The organism is Acidovorax sp. GW823-FHT01C06 (assembly GCF_058798375.1).
On the sequence record NZ_JBXAKN010000007.1, the window covers coordinates 243,164 to 257,093 of the forward strand.

Here is a 13,930-nt window from a genome sequence, read left to right on the forward strand (position 1 = left end):
GTGTATTTCGCTGCCCGCCCCGGGGCGGCCCGGCGGCAGCGCATGAGCACGCCCCGCGCCAACATCGAGGTGCTGCCGCACAGCGTGCAACTCGCCCTGGCACTGGGGCTGGCTGCGCTGCTGCTGTTCCCGGTCGTCGGCAGCGACTTCTACGTGCAGATGGTCACGCGCATGATGATCATGGCAATCTTCGCCATGAGCCTGGACCTGCTGCAGGGCGTGACCGGCCTGGTCTCGCTGGGCCATGCCGCCTACTTTGGCGTGGCGGGCTACGCGCTCGCGTTCCTCACGCCCGCCGACATGCCGGTGAGCCTGTGGTGGTCGCTGCCGCTGGCCGTGGCCGGCGCGGGGCTGGTGGCGCTGTTCATCGGCTTTTTCGTGGTGCGCACGCACGGCATCTACTTCATCATGGTCACCATGGCGTTCGCGCAGATGGTGTTCTATCTGTTCTTCGACAACAAGGTCCTGGGCGGCTCGGATGGCCTGTACATCAACTTCCGGCCCGACGCCTCCATCTTCGGCTGGCTGCCGTTCGACCTGGAAGGCCGCAAGACCTTCTACTACTTCACCCTCGCCCTGGTGGTCATCGTCTATGTGCTGCTGCGCCGCCTGCTCTGGAGTCCGCTGGGCCGCGCGCTTTCGGGCATCCGCATCAACGAGCACCGCATGCGCGCCATGGGCTTTGGCACGCGCGGCTACAAGCTCACCGCCTTCACCGTGGCGGGTGCGCTCGCGGGGCTGGCGGGCTACCTGTGGGGCGCGCAGACGGGCTATGTGAACCCGGAGCTGATGGGCTTTCACATGAGTGCCCACGCCATCATGATGATCATCCTGGGCGGCATGGGCAACTTCGCGGGCGCCATCGTGGGCGCCTTCGCTTTCGAGTACCTGCTGCACGTGTTCAAGGACATCACCAAGCACTGGCAGCTGCTGATGGGCAGCTTCATCGTGCTGGTGGTGGTGGCCGCGCCGCGCGGGCTGCTGGGCATGCTGGGGCAGCGCCGGGCCGCCAAGGCGCAGGAGGAGGGTCCGCACCATGGCTGATGAAACCCTGCTCTCGGCCCGCCAGCTCACCAAGCGGTTCGGCGGCCTGGCCGCCGTCAACGGAGTGTCGCTGGACCTGTGGCGTGGCCGCATCCATGCCGTGATCGGCCCCAACGGCGCGGGCAAGTCCACGCTGACCAATCTGCTCTCGGGCGACCTGGCGCCCACCTCCGGGATGGTGCAGCTTGGCGGCACCGAGGTGACCGGGTGGGCCCCCGAGCGCATCTCGCGCCAGGGCCTGGGCCGCAGCTACCAGAAGACCAACATCTTCTTGCCGCTCACGGTGCACGAAAACGTGCGCCTGGCCGCCCAGTCGCGCGATGCGCAGCAGCCCTGGAATCCGCTGCGCTGGTGGCAGGACACGCGCGCCAACACTATCAAAAACAAAGCTATCCACGCCCGCCTGGAAAGCGCCATCGAGCTTTCTGGCTTGAAGGACAGGCGCATGGCGATTGCAGGCGCCATGAGCCACGGCGAGCAGCGCCAGCTCGAAATCGCGATGACCCTGGCCACCGAACCGCGGGTGCTGCTGCTCGACGAGCCCCTGGCCGGCATGGGCGTGGCCGAGGCCGAACGCATGGTCGAGCTGCTGCAACGCCTCAAGCCCGCCCACGCCATCATGCTGGTGGAGCACGACATGGATGCCGTGTTCGCGCTGGCCGACCACCTTACCGTGATGGTCAACGGCGAAGTCATCGCCCACGGAACGCCCCCCGAGGTGCGCGCCGATGCCACGGTGCAAGCCGCCTACCTGGGGGAGGATCACTGACATGGCGACTCCCTGGATTGATGCGCGCGGCATCCACACCTTCTATGGTCCCAGCCACATCCTGCACGGCGTGGACTTCACCGTCGGCCAGGGCGAGACCATCGGCCTCATGGGCCGCAACGGCATGGGCAAGAGCACGCTGCTCAAGTCGCTGATGGGCCTGGTCAAGCCCCGCTCCGGCTCGGTGACCGTCGCGGGCCGCGACATGACCGGCCGCCCGCCCTTCGAAGTGTCGCGCCTGGGCGTGGCCTACGTGCCCGAGGGGCGCGGCATCTTCGGCAACCTCAGCGTGGTCGAGAACCTGCAGATGGCCGCGCGCGCGGGAACCCGGGGCCAGCGGGACTGGACCTACGAACGCGTGCTGGAGACCTTCCCCCGCCTGAAGGAGCGCCTGGGCCACGGCGGCCAGCAGCTCAGCGGCGGCGAGCAGCAGATGCTGACCATCGGCCGGGCGCTCATGACCAACCCCGACGTGCTCATTCTCGACGAGGCCACGGAAGGCCTGGCGCCGCTCATCGCACGCGAGATCTGGCGCATCTGCAGCCTCATCAAGGACAGCGGCATCAGCAGCGTGATCGTGGACAAGAACTGGAAACACGTCACGCAGATCACCGACCGCAACGTCATCCTGGTCAAGGGCCAGGTGGTGTTCGAGGGCAGCTCCGACGCCCTGCATGCGCAGCCGCAGCTGCTGGAGCAGTACCTGGGGGTATGAAGCCCCGGTGGCGGCAGCCCGCGCCGATAGAATCATCCGCTTTCCTCCTGAAGGGCCCCACCCGTGTCTGATCGCCTGGCAGTCCTGCCGCAATACCTCATGCCCAAGCAGGCCCTGACCACCCTGGCCGGCAAATTTGCGTCGGCCCGGCTGGGTGGCCTCACGACCTCGGTGATCCGCCGCTTCGTGGCCCGCTACAACGTCAACATGGCCGAGGCGGCCAACCCTGACATCGCCAGCTACGCATCGTTCAACGACTTCTTCACGCGTGCGTTGAAGCCTGGTGCCCGCCCGCTGGCGCAGGCCGATCTGGTCTGCCCCGTGGACGGCGCCATCAGCCAGTTCGGCCCCATCGCCAAGGACCAGATCTTCCAGGCCAAGGGCCACACCTACTCCACCACCGCGCTGGTGGGCGGCGATGCCGCCGCCGCGGCGCGGTTTGACAACGGCCACTTCGCCACGCTGTACCTGAGCCCGCGCGACTACCACCGCATCCACATGCCCTGCGCGGGCGAGCTCACGCGCATGGTGCATGTGCCTGGCGACCTGTTTTCGGTGAACCCCACCACGGCGCGCGGCGTGCCCGGGCTGTTTGCCCGCAACGAGCGTGTGGTGTGCTTCTTTGAATCGGCACAGGGGCCGTTCGTGCTGGTGCTGGTGGGGGCCACCATCGTCGGCAGCATGGCCACGGTATGGCATGGGCAGGTGAATCCACCGCGTCCGGGCACGCCGCGCCAATGGGACTATGCCCAGGGACAGGTGAGCCTGCGGCAGGGCGAGGAAATGGGGCGCTTCCTGCTGGGTTCGACCGTGGTGATGCTGTTTCCCCAGGGCCCGCTGCAGTTCAACCCGCAGTGGGCGCCCGCCCGGCCCATCCAGCTGGGCGAGGCGATGGCGCAGTTCGGCGCACGCTGAGGTTCGTCAGCCCACGGTGGCGGCGCGCCGGGCGCCGCGTCAGAACCGGTCGGGAACGCGCGTGAGGTGGAAGGCCGTGGGCTCCACCCGAAGGGCATCGGGGTGCACCGGCGCATCGTGCCCCACCAGGTAGATCATCATCGCGTTGCGGCGCACCACCACGTGGCTGACCGTCTCGCGCTGCTGTCCCCATTGCACGGAGGCTCCGGGCTTGAAAAGGGGCATGTAGTAGTAGGCCGCTGGATCCATGAGGGGGTGCGGCTCCTTCCGCATTGGCTGACCGGGCACAGGGTGGTGAAAACAGGGGGCGCCCGCCGGGCGATTCCGAACCATCGCTGCAGCCATACTAGCACCGAACCCCCGCCACCCTGGCCCATGCCGCTACAAGAATTCGAGCAGAGGGGCACACCGCCGCACCGTTGGGGCCCCTGCGGACCCGTGGATCAGCGCGGAGCCTGGCGCGCGTGCGCGAATGCCAGCGCGGCCCGCAGCATGCGTTCGAGGTGCGGCTGCACGCGCTGCGCCACGTCGGGCAGGTAGTCGAACGGCAAGGCCTCCTGCATGTAGCTGCACTGCGTCATCTCCAGCTGCACGGCATGCACGCCCTGCCCCGGCTGGCCATAGTGGCGCGTGATGTGCCCCCCCTTGAAGCGGCCGTTGAGCACCGCCGTGTAGCCGCCCGCAGCCTCCGCGATGGCCAGCAGCTCCCGGGCCAGTGCGGGATCGCAGCTTTCGCCGTTGGCCGTGCCCAGGTTCAGGTCCGGCAGCTTGCCTTCGAAGAAGCGCGGGAGCACCGAGCGGATCGAATGCGCGTCCCACAGCACGGCCACGCCATGCCGGGCGTGGATGCGATCGAGCTCGGCGCGCAGTTGCGCGTGGTACGGCGCCCAGACGGCATCGCGGCGCGCGGCGACTTCGGCTTCGCCCGGCACGTCGCCCTGGGCGTAGATGGGCGTGTCGTCAAAGGTATCGACCGGGCACAGGCCGGTGACGCTCTGGCCGGGGTAGAGGCTCGCGCCGTCGGGCGGACGGTTCAGGTCCACCACGTAGCGCGAGTGCGTGGCCACCAGGATGGAAGCGCCCATGTCGCGCGCAAAACCGTACAGCCGGTCCATGTGCCAGTCGGTATCGGGCACCTGGCGGGCCTCTTCGGTAAACCGCGCGGCCAGCGCGGGCGGCACGTAGGTTCCCGCGTGGGGCATGGAGATCAGCAGCGGCTGGGTGCCTTGGTGAAAGACAAACGGAGATGGTGCGGTGTCGGTCATGGTGGGTTCAGAAATAAAACAAAGACAGCCTCAATCCGGCGCGATGGTGGCCGACCGGGCTGCCACAAAGGCCCGGGCCGCCGATTCGTGGAGTACATGCCGGCCTCCGGACACGCGGCGCACGCCCGCCACCCAGAGGCTGCCGATGGCCGAGGTCCGGTGGCTGCCAAACACATGGGCCGAGAGCATGCTGTGCGCAGGCAGATCGCGCAGCGCCACATGCTGCGCGTCCAGCGCCACCATGTCGGCCTGCTGGCCCACCGCGATGCCGCCAACGGCCCGCCCCGCAGCCTGCGCCCCGCCAGCCACGGCCTGCAAGGTCATGGCGGTTGCGACCTCGGGCTGCGCGGCGGAGGCCAGCACATTGCGCTGCCGGCGTGACAGGCGCTGGCTGTACTCCAGCATCAACAGCTCTTCGGCCGCATTCACACAGGCATGGCTGTCCGAGCCCACGCCCCAGCGCCCACCCTGCTGCAGCCACAGCGGCATGTCGAAGATGCCGTCGCCCAGGTTGGCTTCGGTGGTGGGGCAGATGCCAGCGACGGCGCGGCTGCGCGCGGCGCCGGCGTATTCATCGGGCGTCATGTGGGTGGCGTGCACCAGGCACCAGCGTTCGTCCACCGGGGCGTGGTCGAGCAGCCACCGCACGGGGCGCTGGCCGCTCCAGGCGATGCAGTCGTCCACCTCCTGCGTCTGCTCGGCGATGTGGATGTGGATGCGTGCGTGGGGATCGAGGGCGGCGAGGCCCTGCACGGCGGCGGTCAGGCTCTCGGGCGGCACGGCACGCAGCGAGTGAGGGGCCAGGCCCAGAACGGCCCCCTGCACCCGTGCAGCGGGCGCCAGGCGCTCCAATAAAGAGAGCATATTGCCGGTGCTGCGGATGAAGCGCGCCTGGTCGGCCCGTGGTGGCTTGGCGCCAAAGCCGCTGGTCTGGTAGAGCACCGGCAGCAGCGTGATGCCCATGCCCGCGTTGCGGGCGGCGCGCAGCAGGGCCAGCGACAGCGTGGCGTCGTCGGCATAGGGTGTGCCACCCTGGTCGTGGTGCACGTAGTGGAACTCGCACACCGAGGTGTAGCCCGCCTCCAGCATCTCCACATACAGCCAGGTGGCGATGGCCTCCAGCGATTCGGGCGTGATGCGGGCGGCAAAGCGGTACATGAGGTTGCGCCAGCTCCAGAAGCTGTCCTGGCTTTCTGCCCGGTACTCGGTGAGCCCGGCAAACGCGCGCTGGAAGGCGTGCGAATGCAGGTTGGGCATGCCGGGGATCACCGGGCCAGCAGCCACCGGCGTGCCTGCTGGCACCGCAGCATCGGAGGCCACGCCGGTGATGCGCCCTGCCCCATCCCACTGCACCAGCACATTGCGCGCCCAGCCGGTGGGCAGCAGCGCATCGGCCGCAAAAAGGCTGTGTGAAGCGTCAAGCGCCATGGCGGGCCCCCTGCTGTGTTTGGATGCCCATGCCATCGGCCACCACCTGCCCCTGCCGCACGACGGTGCAAGCGGGCTTGTGGCCGTACCAATAGGCCAGCTCGGCCGCCTCGCCCAGCGGCCACAGCACAAAATTGGCGGGCCTGCCTGATGCGATCAGGCCGTGGGAATCTTGCAAGCCCAGCGCGCGCGCGGCGTGTGTGGTGATGCCGGCCAGGGCCTCGGGCACCGTCAGGCGGAACAGCGTGCACGCCATGTTGGCCATGAGCAGCAGGCTGAGCGCGGGCGAGGTGCCGGGGTTGTGGTCGGTGGACACCGCCATGGGCACCCCGGCCTCGCGCAGCTGCGCAATGGGCGGCAGGTGCGTGTCGCGCAGCGTGTAGTAGGCACCCGGCAGCAGCACGGCCACGGTGCCCGCGGCCTTCATGGCGGCGATGCCGTCCTGCGACAGGTGTTCGATGTGGTCGCACGACAGCGCGCCGTAGCGCGCGGCCAGGGCCGCGCCGCCCATGTCCGAGAGCTGCTCGGCATGCAGCTTGACCGGGATGCCCAGCCTTTGCGCGGCCTGGAACACCTGCTCGGTCTCGGCCAGCGTGAAGGCGATGCGTTCGCAGAACACATCCACCGCATCCACCAGGCCTTCTGCCGCCAGCGCGGGCAGCATCTCGTTGCAGACGAGGTCGGTGTAGTCCTGGCTGCGCCCTGCGTATTCGGGCGGCAGCGCGTGCGCGCCCAGAAAGGTGGTGCGCACCGTCACGCCGAATGCCTCGCCCAGGCGGCGGGCCACGCGCAGCTGCTTGCGCTCGTGAGCGAGGGCCAGCCCATAGCCGGACTTGATCTCGATGGCACACACGCCCTCGTCCAGCAGGGCCGAGAGGCGCGGAGCGGCCAGGGCAAAGAGCTCGTCTTCCGACGCCCCGCGCGTGGCCTTCACCGACGACACGATGCCGCCACCCGCCCTGGCCACTTCTTCGTACGTGGCACCCGCCAGCCGCATCGCGAACTCGTTGGCGCGCTGGCCGCCGTAGACCAGGTGGGTGTGGCAGTCCACGAAGCCGGGCGTGGCCAGCGCGCCCTGCCCATCCCAGCGGCGCAGGGGATGGAAGGCCGGCGGCAGGTGCGCCTCGGGCCCGATCCAGGCCATGCGGCCGTCCTGCACCACCACGCAGGTGGGTTCGCCCTCGGGCACGGGCACATCGGCCGCCACGAGTCCGGCCACGGGCTTCAGATTCACCCACACGCCCTCGGCGCTCTCGCCGGCCGGGCCACCGGGCCGCGCCTGCTGCATCTGCTTGTCTGCCGGAAGGTTCATGGTATCGATTGCTATGCAAACAATAGCTTCCAGCGCTTATTCAGCAAGCGCCAGAGGCCATTTTTATCAAAATTCTGTGCTGGAACCACGCTCCAGCGCGATCCAGGCCAGCGCCGGCGCATCCGCCGCACTGCCGCCATGGGCGGGCTCCAGGCGCCCCTGCAAGGCAGCACCCTCCTGCACCCACCAGAAGCCCTGCCCTGCGTGCAGCACGCGGGGCTCGCCGCCCTGCTCTCCCGGCACCCATCGCCAGCCACCCTGCAGCACCATGCACAGGCCGGCGTGCACGCCCGCGGGCGCCCGCGCCTCGCCTGCCACCTGCAGGGCGCCGTGCCAGGCGCCCCGGCGCAGCATGAGGTTGAAGTCCTTCGAGGTGCCGCCCAGCATGGCGCCGTCCACGGCGTCGTCCCCCGGGAAGGCGAACGGCTGCCAGCGCTGGTCCAGCCCGTGCTCCCAGCCCGGGCCGCGCAGGTGCAGGCCGTCGCCTCCCAGCAGCATGATCTGGCGGTCGATGCCCGGAAAGACCGAGAACGGGCCGGGCCGGTCGACCGTGGCCAGGCTGACCCGCCACTCGAAGGCGTTCATGTCCGCTCCCGGCGGCCAGCAGGCGAGTTCCTGCGTGCTGCCGCCGCCATTCTTCCAGGGCGTGGCGGGGGTGGCGGCAAGGTCAAAGAAGACTGGCATCCCCATCGGTGCCCCGCTCATCGCGCACCCTCCCCGGCCTGCACCGCTTCGGCCACCAGCAGCGGAAACAGCGGGTGGTCCATCTCGGCTCCGGCGGGCAGCACGTCGGTCAGGCCCGCAAACTCGGGCGAGGTCTTCCAGGGCCGGGGGGCGTGGCGGATGTCGTCGCCCAGAAAGCGCACCGAAAACACGCGCCGGCGGTTCACGCCCTCCACCCCGCCCGCGGCGTGCAGGGTGAGCATGTGAAAGCACACCACATCGCCGGGCTCGATCTCCCAGCCGACGATGGGGAAAGCCTCGCGGCGGGCCTCGACATCGGGCAGGTCCTGCAGGCTGCCTTCAGGGAACCACTTGGCCTGGTTGTCCATGAAGGTGCGCGGCATGAGCCAGGGCCCCTTGTGCGAACCGGCCACGAATTCAAGCGTGGCCGCGCGCGACACCGGATCGACCGGAATCCACATGCTGATGTTCTGCAGGCCTTCGATGTTGTAGTACGGCTGGTCCTGATGCCACGGAGTGCGCTGACGCGTGCCGGGCTCCTTCACCAGCACATGGTCGTGGTACAGCCGCACGGTGCGCGACCGCATGAGGCGCTGCGCGGCCAGGGCCAGCGGCGTCTCGCGCACGAAGCGGCCGAACTGCGGGATGTCCTGCCAGTTGCAGAAGTCCTCGAAGAAACGGCCCGGGTCGTCGGGGCGGCTGGCCACCTTGGCGCGCGGGCTGGGCGCGGCCAGGTTGGCGTCGATGCCTTCGCGCAGCAACGCCACCTCCCCGGGCGTGAGCAACTGCTTGATGCACAGCGCGCCGTCGCGGTCGAAGCGGGCAATGTCGTCCTGGGTCAGGCGCTCTTGCAGGCGCTGCTGCATCACGGGTGAAAGCGGGGACATCGGGGGTTTCCTCCTCTGGGGTTGACGGCAACCGTGCACAGCGCCGCGCAGCGCCTCAGGCGCGGGTGAGCACGGCCTGCAGGAAGGAGCGCGTGCGCTCCTGCGTGGGGTTGGTGAAGATGGTGGCGGGGGCGCCGGCCTCGATGATGCCACCGCCGTCCATGACGACGACCACGTCGCCCACCTCGCGCGCGAAGTCCATCTCGTGGGTGACGACCATCATGGTCATGCCTTCGCTGGCCAGCAGCTTCATGACCTGCAGCACCTCGCCCACCAGCTCCGGATCGAGCGCCGAGGTGGGTTCGTCGAACAGCATCACGCGCGGCTCCATGGCCAGTGCACGGGCAATGGCCACACGCTGCTTTTGCCCGCCGGACAGGCTGGCGGGCATGGCCGACGCCTTGTGCGCCAGCCCCACCTTGGCCAGCAGGGCCTGGGCACGCTCGTCGGCCTCCTTGCGCGAGAGGCCGCGCAGCTTGCGTGGGCCCAGCGTCACGTTGTCGAGCACCGACAGGTGCGGGAACAGGTTGAACGACTGGAACACCATGCCGACCTCCTCGCGCAGCGCGTTGAGGTCATGGTCGGGCAGCATGCGGCCTTCCTGCACCAGCGTGCGGCCGCAGATCTCGACCGTGCCGCCCTCGGGCTGCTCCAAGCCGTTGCAGCAGCGCAGGAAGGTGCTCTTGCCCGAGCCGCTGGGCCCGATGACCACCACCACCTGCGATGGGAACACGTCGAAGTCGATGCCACTGAGCACCACATGGCTGCCAAACGACTTGCGCAGGCTGCGAATGCGCACGATGGGCTCGGAAGCCGGGTTCGCGCCGGTCACTGCAGACGTTGTCTTCATTGCACCATCCCTCCGGCGCGCAGGCGCAGTTCCATGCGGCGCAGCACCAGCGTGGTGGCCCCGGTCAGAATGAAATACACCACCGCGATCGCCAGGTACACCTCCAGCGAACGGTACGACACGCTGATGATCTTCTGCCCCTCGTGCATCAGGTCGTGGATGGTGAGCAGCGACACCAGCGCCGAGTTCTTAATGAGTGCGATGAACTCATTGCCCAGCGGAGGAATCATGCGCACCACCGCCTGCGGCAGCACCACGGTGCGCATGGCCAGGCCCGAGGACATGCCGATGGAGCGCGCCGCCTCCATCTGCCCCTTGTCGATGGACTGGATGGCGCCGCGCACCACCTCGGACACATAGGCGCCCGAGTAGATGCCCAGGCCGATCACGCCACACACGAAAGCAGGCAGCAGGATGCCGAACTGCGGCAGGCCAAAGAACAGGATGAACAGCTGCACCAGCAGCGGCGTGCCGCGGATCGCGGCCACGTAGGCGGTGCACAGGGCGTAGACCACGCGGCGCCTGGGGTTCAGGCGGCCAATGCCCACCAGCAGGCCCATGACGCAGCCCAGCAGCAGCGAGGCGGCCGTGATTTCCACGGTGACCAGCGCGCCCGCCAGCAACTGGGGCAGCCCGGCCCAGACAGGAGAAAAATCGAGTTCCATGGTTCAGTCCGGCAACGGTCCGTGGCTTACTTGGCAGCGCTGTTGCTGAACCACTTCTTGACGATGGCCGCATAGGTACCGTCGGCCTTGAGCCTGGTGATGGCGCCGTTGACGGCCTTCGTCAGCTCTGGCGTGTCCTTGCGCAGGGCCATGCCGTATTCCTCGGTGGTGAGCTGCTCGTCGAGCACACGCAGGCCCGTGCGGGTGCGCACGTACTGGAACGCGGCGGGCTTGCCGGTCACGGCGGCATCGGCCCGGCCGATGTCCACCAGGTTGAACATCTCCTGGTTCTTCTCGACCTCGACGCGCTGCACCTTGGGGAATTTTTCGGTCAGGTATGCCACCGACTTGGTGCCCACCTGCACGCTGACCTTTTTGCCGTCCAGGTCGGCGAGCTTGTTGATGGCCTTGTTGTCGGCCTTCACCATCACCACCAGGCCGCCGGCATAGTAGGAGTCGGTGAAGTCCACCACCTTCTTGCGCTCGTCGGTGATGTAGATGGCCGATACCGCCATGTCGAAGCGCTTGGAGATCAGGCCGGGAATCAGGCCCTTGAAGTCGATGTCCACCCATTCGACCTGCTTGCCCATGGCCTTGGCGATCGCTTCCACCAGCTCGACGTCAAAGCCCGTGCGTTTGCCATTCTCGACGAACTCCATGGGCGGGAACGTGGCATCGGTGCCCACACGCAGGACGTTGTCCTGGGCCTGCGCACCCGTGGTGCAAAAGGCGGCGGCGGCCAGGCTGGCCAGAAGAAGGTTGCGACGAAGGTTCATGGGGAAAGCTCCTGGGGAGGGGTGAGGGAAATCAGGGAGAAGTGAGCTGGCGGGAGATGCGCGCGGCGGCGATGACGGCCATGCCGGTGAGCGCGGCCTCCTGCCCCTGGGCTCGCAAGATCGGGGCCATCAGGGTGATGGCCCCCGCGGCCTGCCGGGGAGAGCCGAACACGGGCACGCTGACACCCCAGACACCGGCATCCACCTCGCCGGAGCTGACGGCGTAGCCCGCCTTGGCAATGCCTTCCAGCTCGGCCAGCGCCGCCTGGCGCTCGGGGGTGCCCGCGCCGTAGTGCAGGTCCAGAATGGCATTGCGCGTGGCCGGGGCCACATGGGCCAGCAGGCACTTGGCGGAGGCGCCGGCGCGCAGCGGCACGCTGCGCCCCTTTTCGAACGAGCAGCGCAGGGCCTGCGTGCTGTCCACCATGTCCAGGCATACCACGCTGTCGTTGACGGCCACCACCAGCCCCACGCTTTCATGGGACTGCCGGGCCAGGGCCTGCATGTCCGGCCGTGCGTGGTGCACCAGGTGCGACGCCATGTCAAAGCCCAGGGCCAGTTGCAGGCTCAGCGGCCCGGGCGCGTAGTGCCCGCTGCTCTCCAGCACGAAGCCCCACAGCTTGAGCCGCGCGAGCTGCCGGTACAGCGTGCTGCGCGCCAGGCCCGTGGCCTCCATCAGCTCGGCGGCCGACATGGGCTGGCCATGCTGCGCCAGCACCGCCAGCACGTGCAGAACACGGTCGGCGGCGGCAACGGAGGTCGGTCCACGGGTGGGCATGGACTCAGTATCAAAGGATTGCAGCGGCATTCAAACCCAGCATTCCCACCGAATGGGAATGCCGTTCCCTTTTTTCACATCCCTGTCACACCTCCTTGCCGACGCTGTTTCACTTCACCATGGGCAGGTTCAGGCCCTGCTTCTTCGCCGTTTCCACGGCCAGTTCGTAGCCTGCGTCGGCATGGCGCATCACGCCGCTGCCGCAGTCATTGACCAGCACGCGCGCCAGGCGCTCGGCCGCCGCATCGGTGCCATCGGCCACGATGACCATGCCCGAGTGCTGCGAGTAGCCCATGCCCACGCCGCCGCCGTGGTGCAGGCTGACCCAGGTGGCGCCGCCCGAGGTATTGAGCAAGGCGTTAAGCAGCGGCCAGTCGCTCACGGCGTCGGTGCCATCCTTCATGCCTTCGGTCTCGCGGTTGGGACTGGCCACGCTGCCGGTATCGAGGTGGTCGCGGCCGATCACGATGGGCGCCTTCAGCTCACCGCTCTTCACCATCTCGTTGAAGGCCAGGCCCGCGATGTGGCGCTCGCCCAGGCCCAGCCAGCAGATGCGCGCGGGCAGGCCCTGGAAGGCGATGCGCTCGCCTGCCATGTCGAGCCAGCGGTGCACGTGCTTGTTCTCCGGGAACAGCTCCTTGATCTTGGCGTCGGTCTTGCGGATGTCTTCCGGGTCACCCGACAGCGCCACCCAGCGGAACGGGCCCTTGCCTTCGCAGAACAGCGGGCGGATGTACGCGGGTACGAAGCCGGGGAAGTCGAACGCGTTTTTCACGCCCTCGTCGAACGCCACCTGGCGGATGTTGTTGCCATAGTCCACCGTGGGAATGCCCATGGCCTGGAAGTCGAGCATGGCCTGCACATGCACCGCGCAGGAGCGGGCCGCGGCCTTCTTCAGGACTTCGTGCTGCGCCACATCCTGCTGCGCCGCGCGCCATTGCTCCACCGTCCAGCCGCTGGGCAGGTAGCCGTTGACGAGGTCGTGGGCGGAGGTCTGGTCGGTGACGAGGTCGGGCTTCAACCCACCCGCCTGGGCGCGCTTCACCAGTTCAGGCAGCACGTCGGCCGCATTGCCCAGCAGAGCGATGGAGATGGCCTCCCCGGCCGCCGTGTGCTGCTGAATGAGCTCGATGGCGTGGTCGATGTCGCGCGCCTGCTTGTCCACATAGCGCGTGCGCAGGCGAAAGTCGATGCTGCTTTGCTGGCATTCGATGTTGAGCGACACCGCGCCCGCGAAGGTGGCGGCCAGCGGCTGCGCGCCGCCCATGCCGCCCAGGCCCGCGGTCAGGATCCACTTGCCCTCGAGCGAGCCGCCATAGTGCTTGCGGCCGGCTTCGGCAAAGGTCTCGTACGTGCCCTGCACGATGCCTTGCGTGCCGATGTAGATCCAGCTGCCGGCGGTCATCTGGCCGTACATGAACAGGCCCTTCTGGTCCAGCTCGCTGAAGTGCTCCCAGTTGGCCCACTTGGGGACCAGGTTGGAGTTGGCCAGCAGCACGCGGGGTGCGTTGGCATGGGTCTTGAACACGCCCACCGGCTTGCCGGACTGGATGAGCAGGGTTTCGTCGTCGTTCAGGTCCTTGAGCGAGGCGAGGATCTGGTCATAGCACTCCCAGTTGCGCGCGGCGCGGCCGATGCCGCCGTACACCACCAGGTCCTGTGGGCGCTCGGCGACTTCGGCGTCCAGGTTGTTCTGGATCATGCGGTAGGCGGCTTCGGTGAGCCAGCTCTTGCAGGTGAGCTGGCTGCCGCGCGGCGCACGGATCACGCGGCTGGCGTCGTGGCGGGGATCGGTGTTGGAAGCGGCTGCAATGATGGCGTCGTTGGCGTTCATGGTGGGCT

General features: G+C 68.3%; 15 protein-coding genes. 4 read left to right on the forward strand and 11 right to left on the reverse strand.

What is annotated here, in order from left to right:
* Positions 1–42: 42 nt before the first annotated feature.
* The 4 genes from AC1RCS_RS16265 to asd all read left to right on the forward strand — a co-directional run bounded on the left by AC1RCS_RS16265 (position 43) and on the right by asd (position 3,443).
* On the forward strand, positions 43–1,044 hold the full coding sequence (locus tag AC1RCS_RS16265; RefSeq protein ID WP_492245378.1) for a branched-chain amino acid ABC transporter permease: 1,002 nt from the start codon (positions 43–45) through the stop codon (positions 1,042–1,044).
* Complete coding sequence (locus tag AC1RCS_RS16270; RefSeq protein ID WP_492245379.1) at positions 1,037–1,813, forward strand: ABC transporter ATP-binding protein; 777 nt, start codon at positions 1,037–1,039, stop codon at positions 1,811–1,813. The genes AC1RCS_RS16265 and AC1RCS_RS16270 overlap by 8 nt, the downstream gene beginning before the upstream one ends.
* A 1-nt stretch (position 1,814) precedes the next feature.
* Positions 1,815–2,528, forward strand: coding sequence for an ABC transporter ATP-binding protein (locus tag AC1RCS_RS16275; protein WP_369642642.1), 714 nt, complete (start codon positions 1,815–1,817; stop codon positions 2,526–2,528).
* Between the two features lie 63 nt (positions 2,529–2,591).
* Positions 2,592–3,443, forward strand: a complete 852-nt coding sequence (gene asd, locus AC1RCS_RS16280) for an archaetidylserine decarboxylase (RefSeq protein ID WP_218294743.1) — start codon at positions 2,592–2,594, stop codon at positions 3,441–3,443.
* A 39-nt stretch (positions 3,444–3,482) separates the two neighbouring features.
* Here asd and AC1RCS_RS16285 read toward each other — a convergent pair whose 3' ends face one another.
* The 11 genes from AC1RCS_RS16285 to hutU all read right to left on the reverse strand — a co-directional run bounded on the left by AC1RCS_RS16285 (position 3,483) and on the right by hutU (position 13,922).
* Positions 3,483–3,692 carry a hypothetical protein gene (locus AC1RCS_RS16285; protein ID WP_218294742.1) on the reverse strand — a complete coding sequence of 70 codons (210 nt, stop codon included), beginning with the start codon at positions 3,690–3,692 and terminating at the stop codon, positions 3,483–3,485.
* Positions 3,693–3,886: 194 nt separating this feature from the next.
* Positions 3,887–4,708, reverse strand: coding sequence for an N-formylglutamate deformylase (hutG, locus tag AC1RCS_RS16290; RefSeq protein WP_492245380.1), 822 nt, complete (start codon positions 4,706–4,708; stop codon positions 3,887–3,889).
* 30 nt (positions 4,709–4,738) lie between these two features.
* On the reverse strand, positions 4,739–6,136 hold the full coding sequence (locus AC1RCS_RS16295) for a formimidoylglutamate deiminase (protein ID WP_492245381.1): 1,398 nt from the start codon (positions 6,134–6,136) through the stop codon (positions 4,739–4,741).
* Positions 6,126–7,424, reverse strand: a complete 1,299-nt coding sequence (hutI, locus tag AC1RCS_RS16300) for an imidazolonepropionase (protein WP_492245407.1) — start codon at positions 7,422–7,424, stop codon at positions 6,126–6,128. Before hutI ends, AC1RCS_RS16295 begins: the two co-directional genes overlap by 11 nt.
* 90 nt (positions 7,425–7,514) lie before the next feature.
* A complete protein-coding gene (locus tag AC1RCS_RS16305; protein WP_492245382.1) occupies positions 7,515–8,132 on the reverse strand; it encodes a HutD/Ves family protein in 618 nt (205 codons plus the stop codon).
* Between the two features lie 17 nt (positions 8,133–8,149).
* Positions 8,150–9,019: a phytanoyl-CoA dioxygenase family protein gene (locus tag AC1RCS_RS16310; protein ID WP_492245383.1), complete on the reverse strand. Its 870-nt coding sequence runs from the start codon at positions 9,017–9,019 to the stop codon at positions 8,150–8,152.
* Between the two features lie 55 nt (positions 9,020–9,074).
* Positions 9,075–9,869, reverse strand: a complete 795-nt coding sequence (locus tag AC1RCS_RS16315; protein WP_255594646.1) for an amino acid ABC transporter ATP-binding protein — start codon at positions 9,867–9,869, stop codon at positions 9,075–9,077.
* A complete protein-coding gene (locus tag AC1RCS_RS16320) occupies positions 9,866–10,534 on the reverse strand; it encodes an amino acid ABC transporter permease (protein ID WP_218341088.1) in 669 nt (222 codons plus the stop codon). Before AC1RCS_RS16320 ends, AC1RCS_RS16315 begins: the two co-directional genes overlap by 4 nt.
* Positions 10,535–10,560: 26 nt before the next feature.
* Complete coding sequence (locus AC1RCS_RS16325; protein WP_492245384.1) at positions 10,561–11,310, reverse strand: transporter substrate-binding domain-containing protein; 750 nt, start codon at positions 11,308–11,310, stop codon at positions 10,561–10,563.
* 31 nt (positions 11,311–11,341) lie between these two features.
* Positions 11,342–12,088 carry an IclR family transcriptional regulator gene (locus tag AC1RCS_RS16330; RefSeq protein ID WP_369642648.1) on the reverse strand — a complete coding sequence of 249 codons (747 nt, stop codon included), beginning with the start codon at positions 12,086–12,088 and terminating at the stop codon, positions 11,342–11,344.
* Between the two features lie 109 nt (positions 12,089–12,197).
* Positions 12,198–13,922 (reverse strand): urocanate hydratase, encoded by a 1,725-nt coding sequence (gene hutU / locus AC1RCS_RS16335; RefSeq protein ID WP_492245385.1) that lies wholly within the window; start codon positions 13,920–13,922, stop codon positions 12,198–12,200.
* Between the last annotated feature and the right edge of the window lie 8 nt (positions 13,923–13,930).

What these genes read in the sequence shown, in the direction of transcription:
- AC1RCS_RS16265 (WP_492245378.1), top strand. Translation starts at nt 43, where the DNA reads ATGAGCACGCCCCGCGCCAACATCGAGGTGCTGCCGCACAGCGTGCAA.
- AC1RCS_RS16270 (WP_492245379.1), top strand. Translation starts at nt 1,037, where the DNA reads ATGGCTGATGAAACCCTGCTCTCGGCCCGCCAGCTCACCAAGCGGTTC.
- AC1RCS_RS16275 (WP_369642642.1), top strand. Translation starts at nt 1,815, where the DNA reads ATGGCGACTCCCTGGATTGATGCGCGCGGCATCCACACCTTCTATGGT.
- AC1RCS_RS16285 (WP_218294742.1), bottom strand. Translation starts at nt 3,692, where the DNA reads ATGGATCCAGCGGCCTACTACTACATGCCCCTTTTCAAGCCCGGAGCC.
- hutG (WP_492245380.1), bottom strand. Translation starts at nt 4,708, where the DNA reads ATGACCGACACCGCACCATCTCCGTTTGTCTTTCACCAAGGCACCCAG.
- AC1RCS_RS16295 (WP_492245381.1), bottom strand. Translation starts at nt 6,136, where the DNA reads ATGGCGCTTGACGCTTCACACAGCCTTTTTGCGGCCGATGCGCTGCTG.
- hutI (WP_492245407.1), bottom strand. Translation starts at nt 7,424, where the DNA reads ATGCAGCAGGCGCGGCCCGGTGGCCCGGCCGGCGAGAGCGCCGAGGGC.
- AC1RCS_RS16305 (WP_492245382.1), bottom strand. Translation starts at nt 8,132, where the DNA reads ATGCCAGTCTTCTTTGACCTTGCCGCCACCCCCGCCACGCCCTGGAAG.
- AC1RCS_RS16310 (WP_492245383.1), bottom strand. Translation starts at nt 9,019, where the DNA reads ATGTCCCCGCTTTCACCCGTGATGCAGCAGCGCCTGCAAGAGCGCCTG.
- AC1RCS_RS16315 (WP_255594646.1), bottom strand. Translation starts at nt 9,869, where the DNA reads ATGAAGACAACGTCTGCAGTGACCGGCGCGAACCCGGCTTCCGAGCCC.
- AC1RCS_RS16320 (WP_218341088.1), bottom strand. Translation starts at nt 10,534, where the DNA reads ATGGAACTCGATTTTTCTCCTGTCTGGGCCGGGCTGCCCCAGTTGCTG.
- AC1RCS_RS16325 (WP_492245384.1), bottom strand. Translation starts at nt 11,310, where the DNA reads ATGAACCTTCGTCGCAACCTTCTTCTGGCCAGCCTGGCCGCCGCCGCC.
- AC1RCS_RS16330 (WP_369642648.1), bottom strand. Translation starts at nt 12,088, where the DNA reads ATGCCCACCCGTGGACCGACCTCCGTTGCCGCCGCCGACCGTGTTCTG.
- hutU (WP_492245385.1), bottom strand. Translation starts at nt 13,922, where the DNA reads ATGAACGCCAACGACGCCATCATTGCAGCCGCTTCCAACACCGATCCC.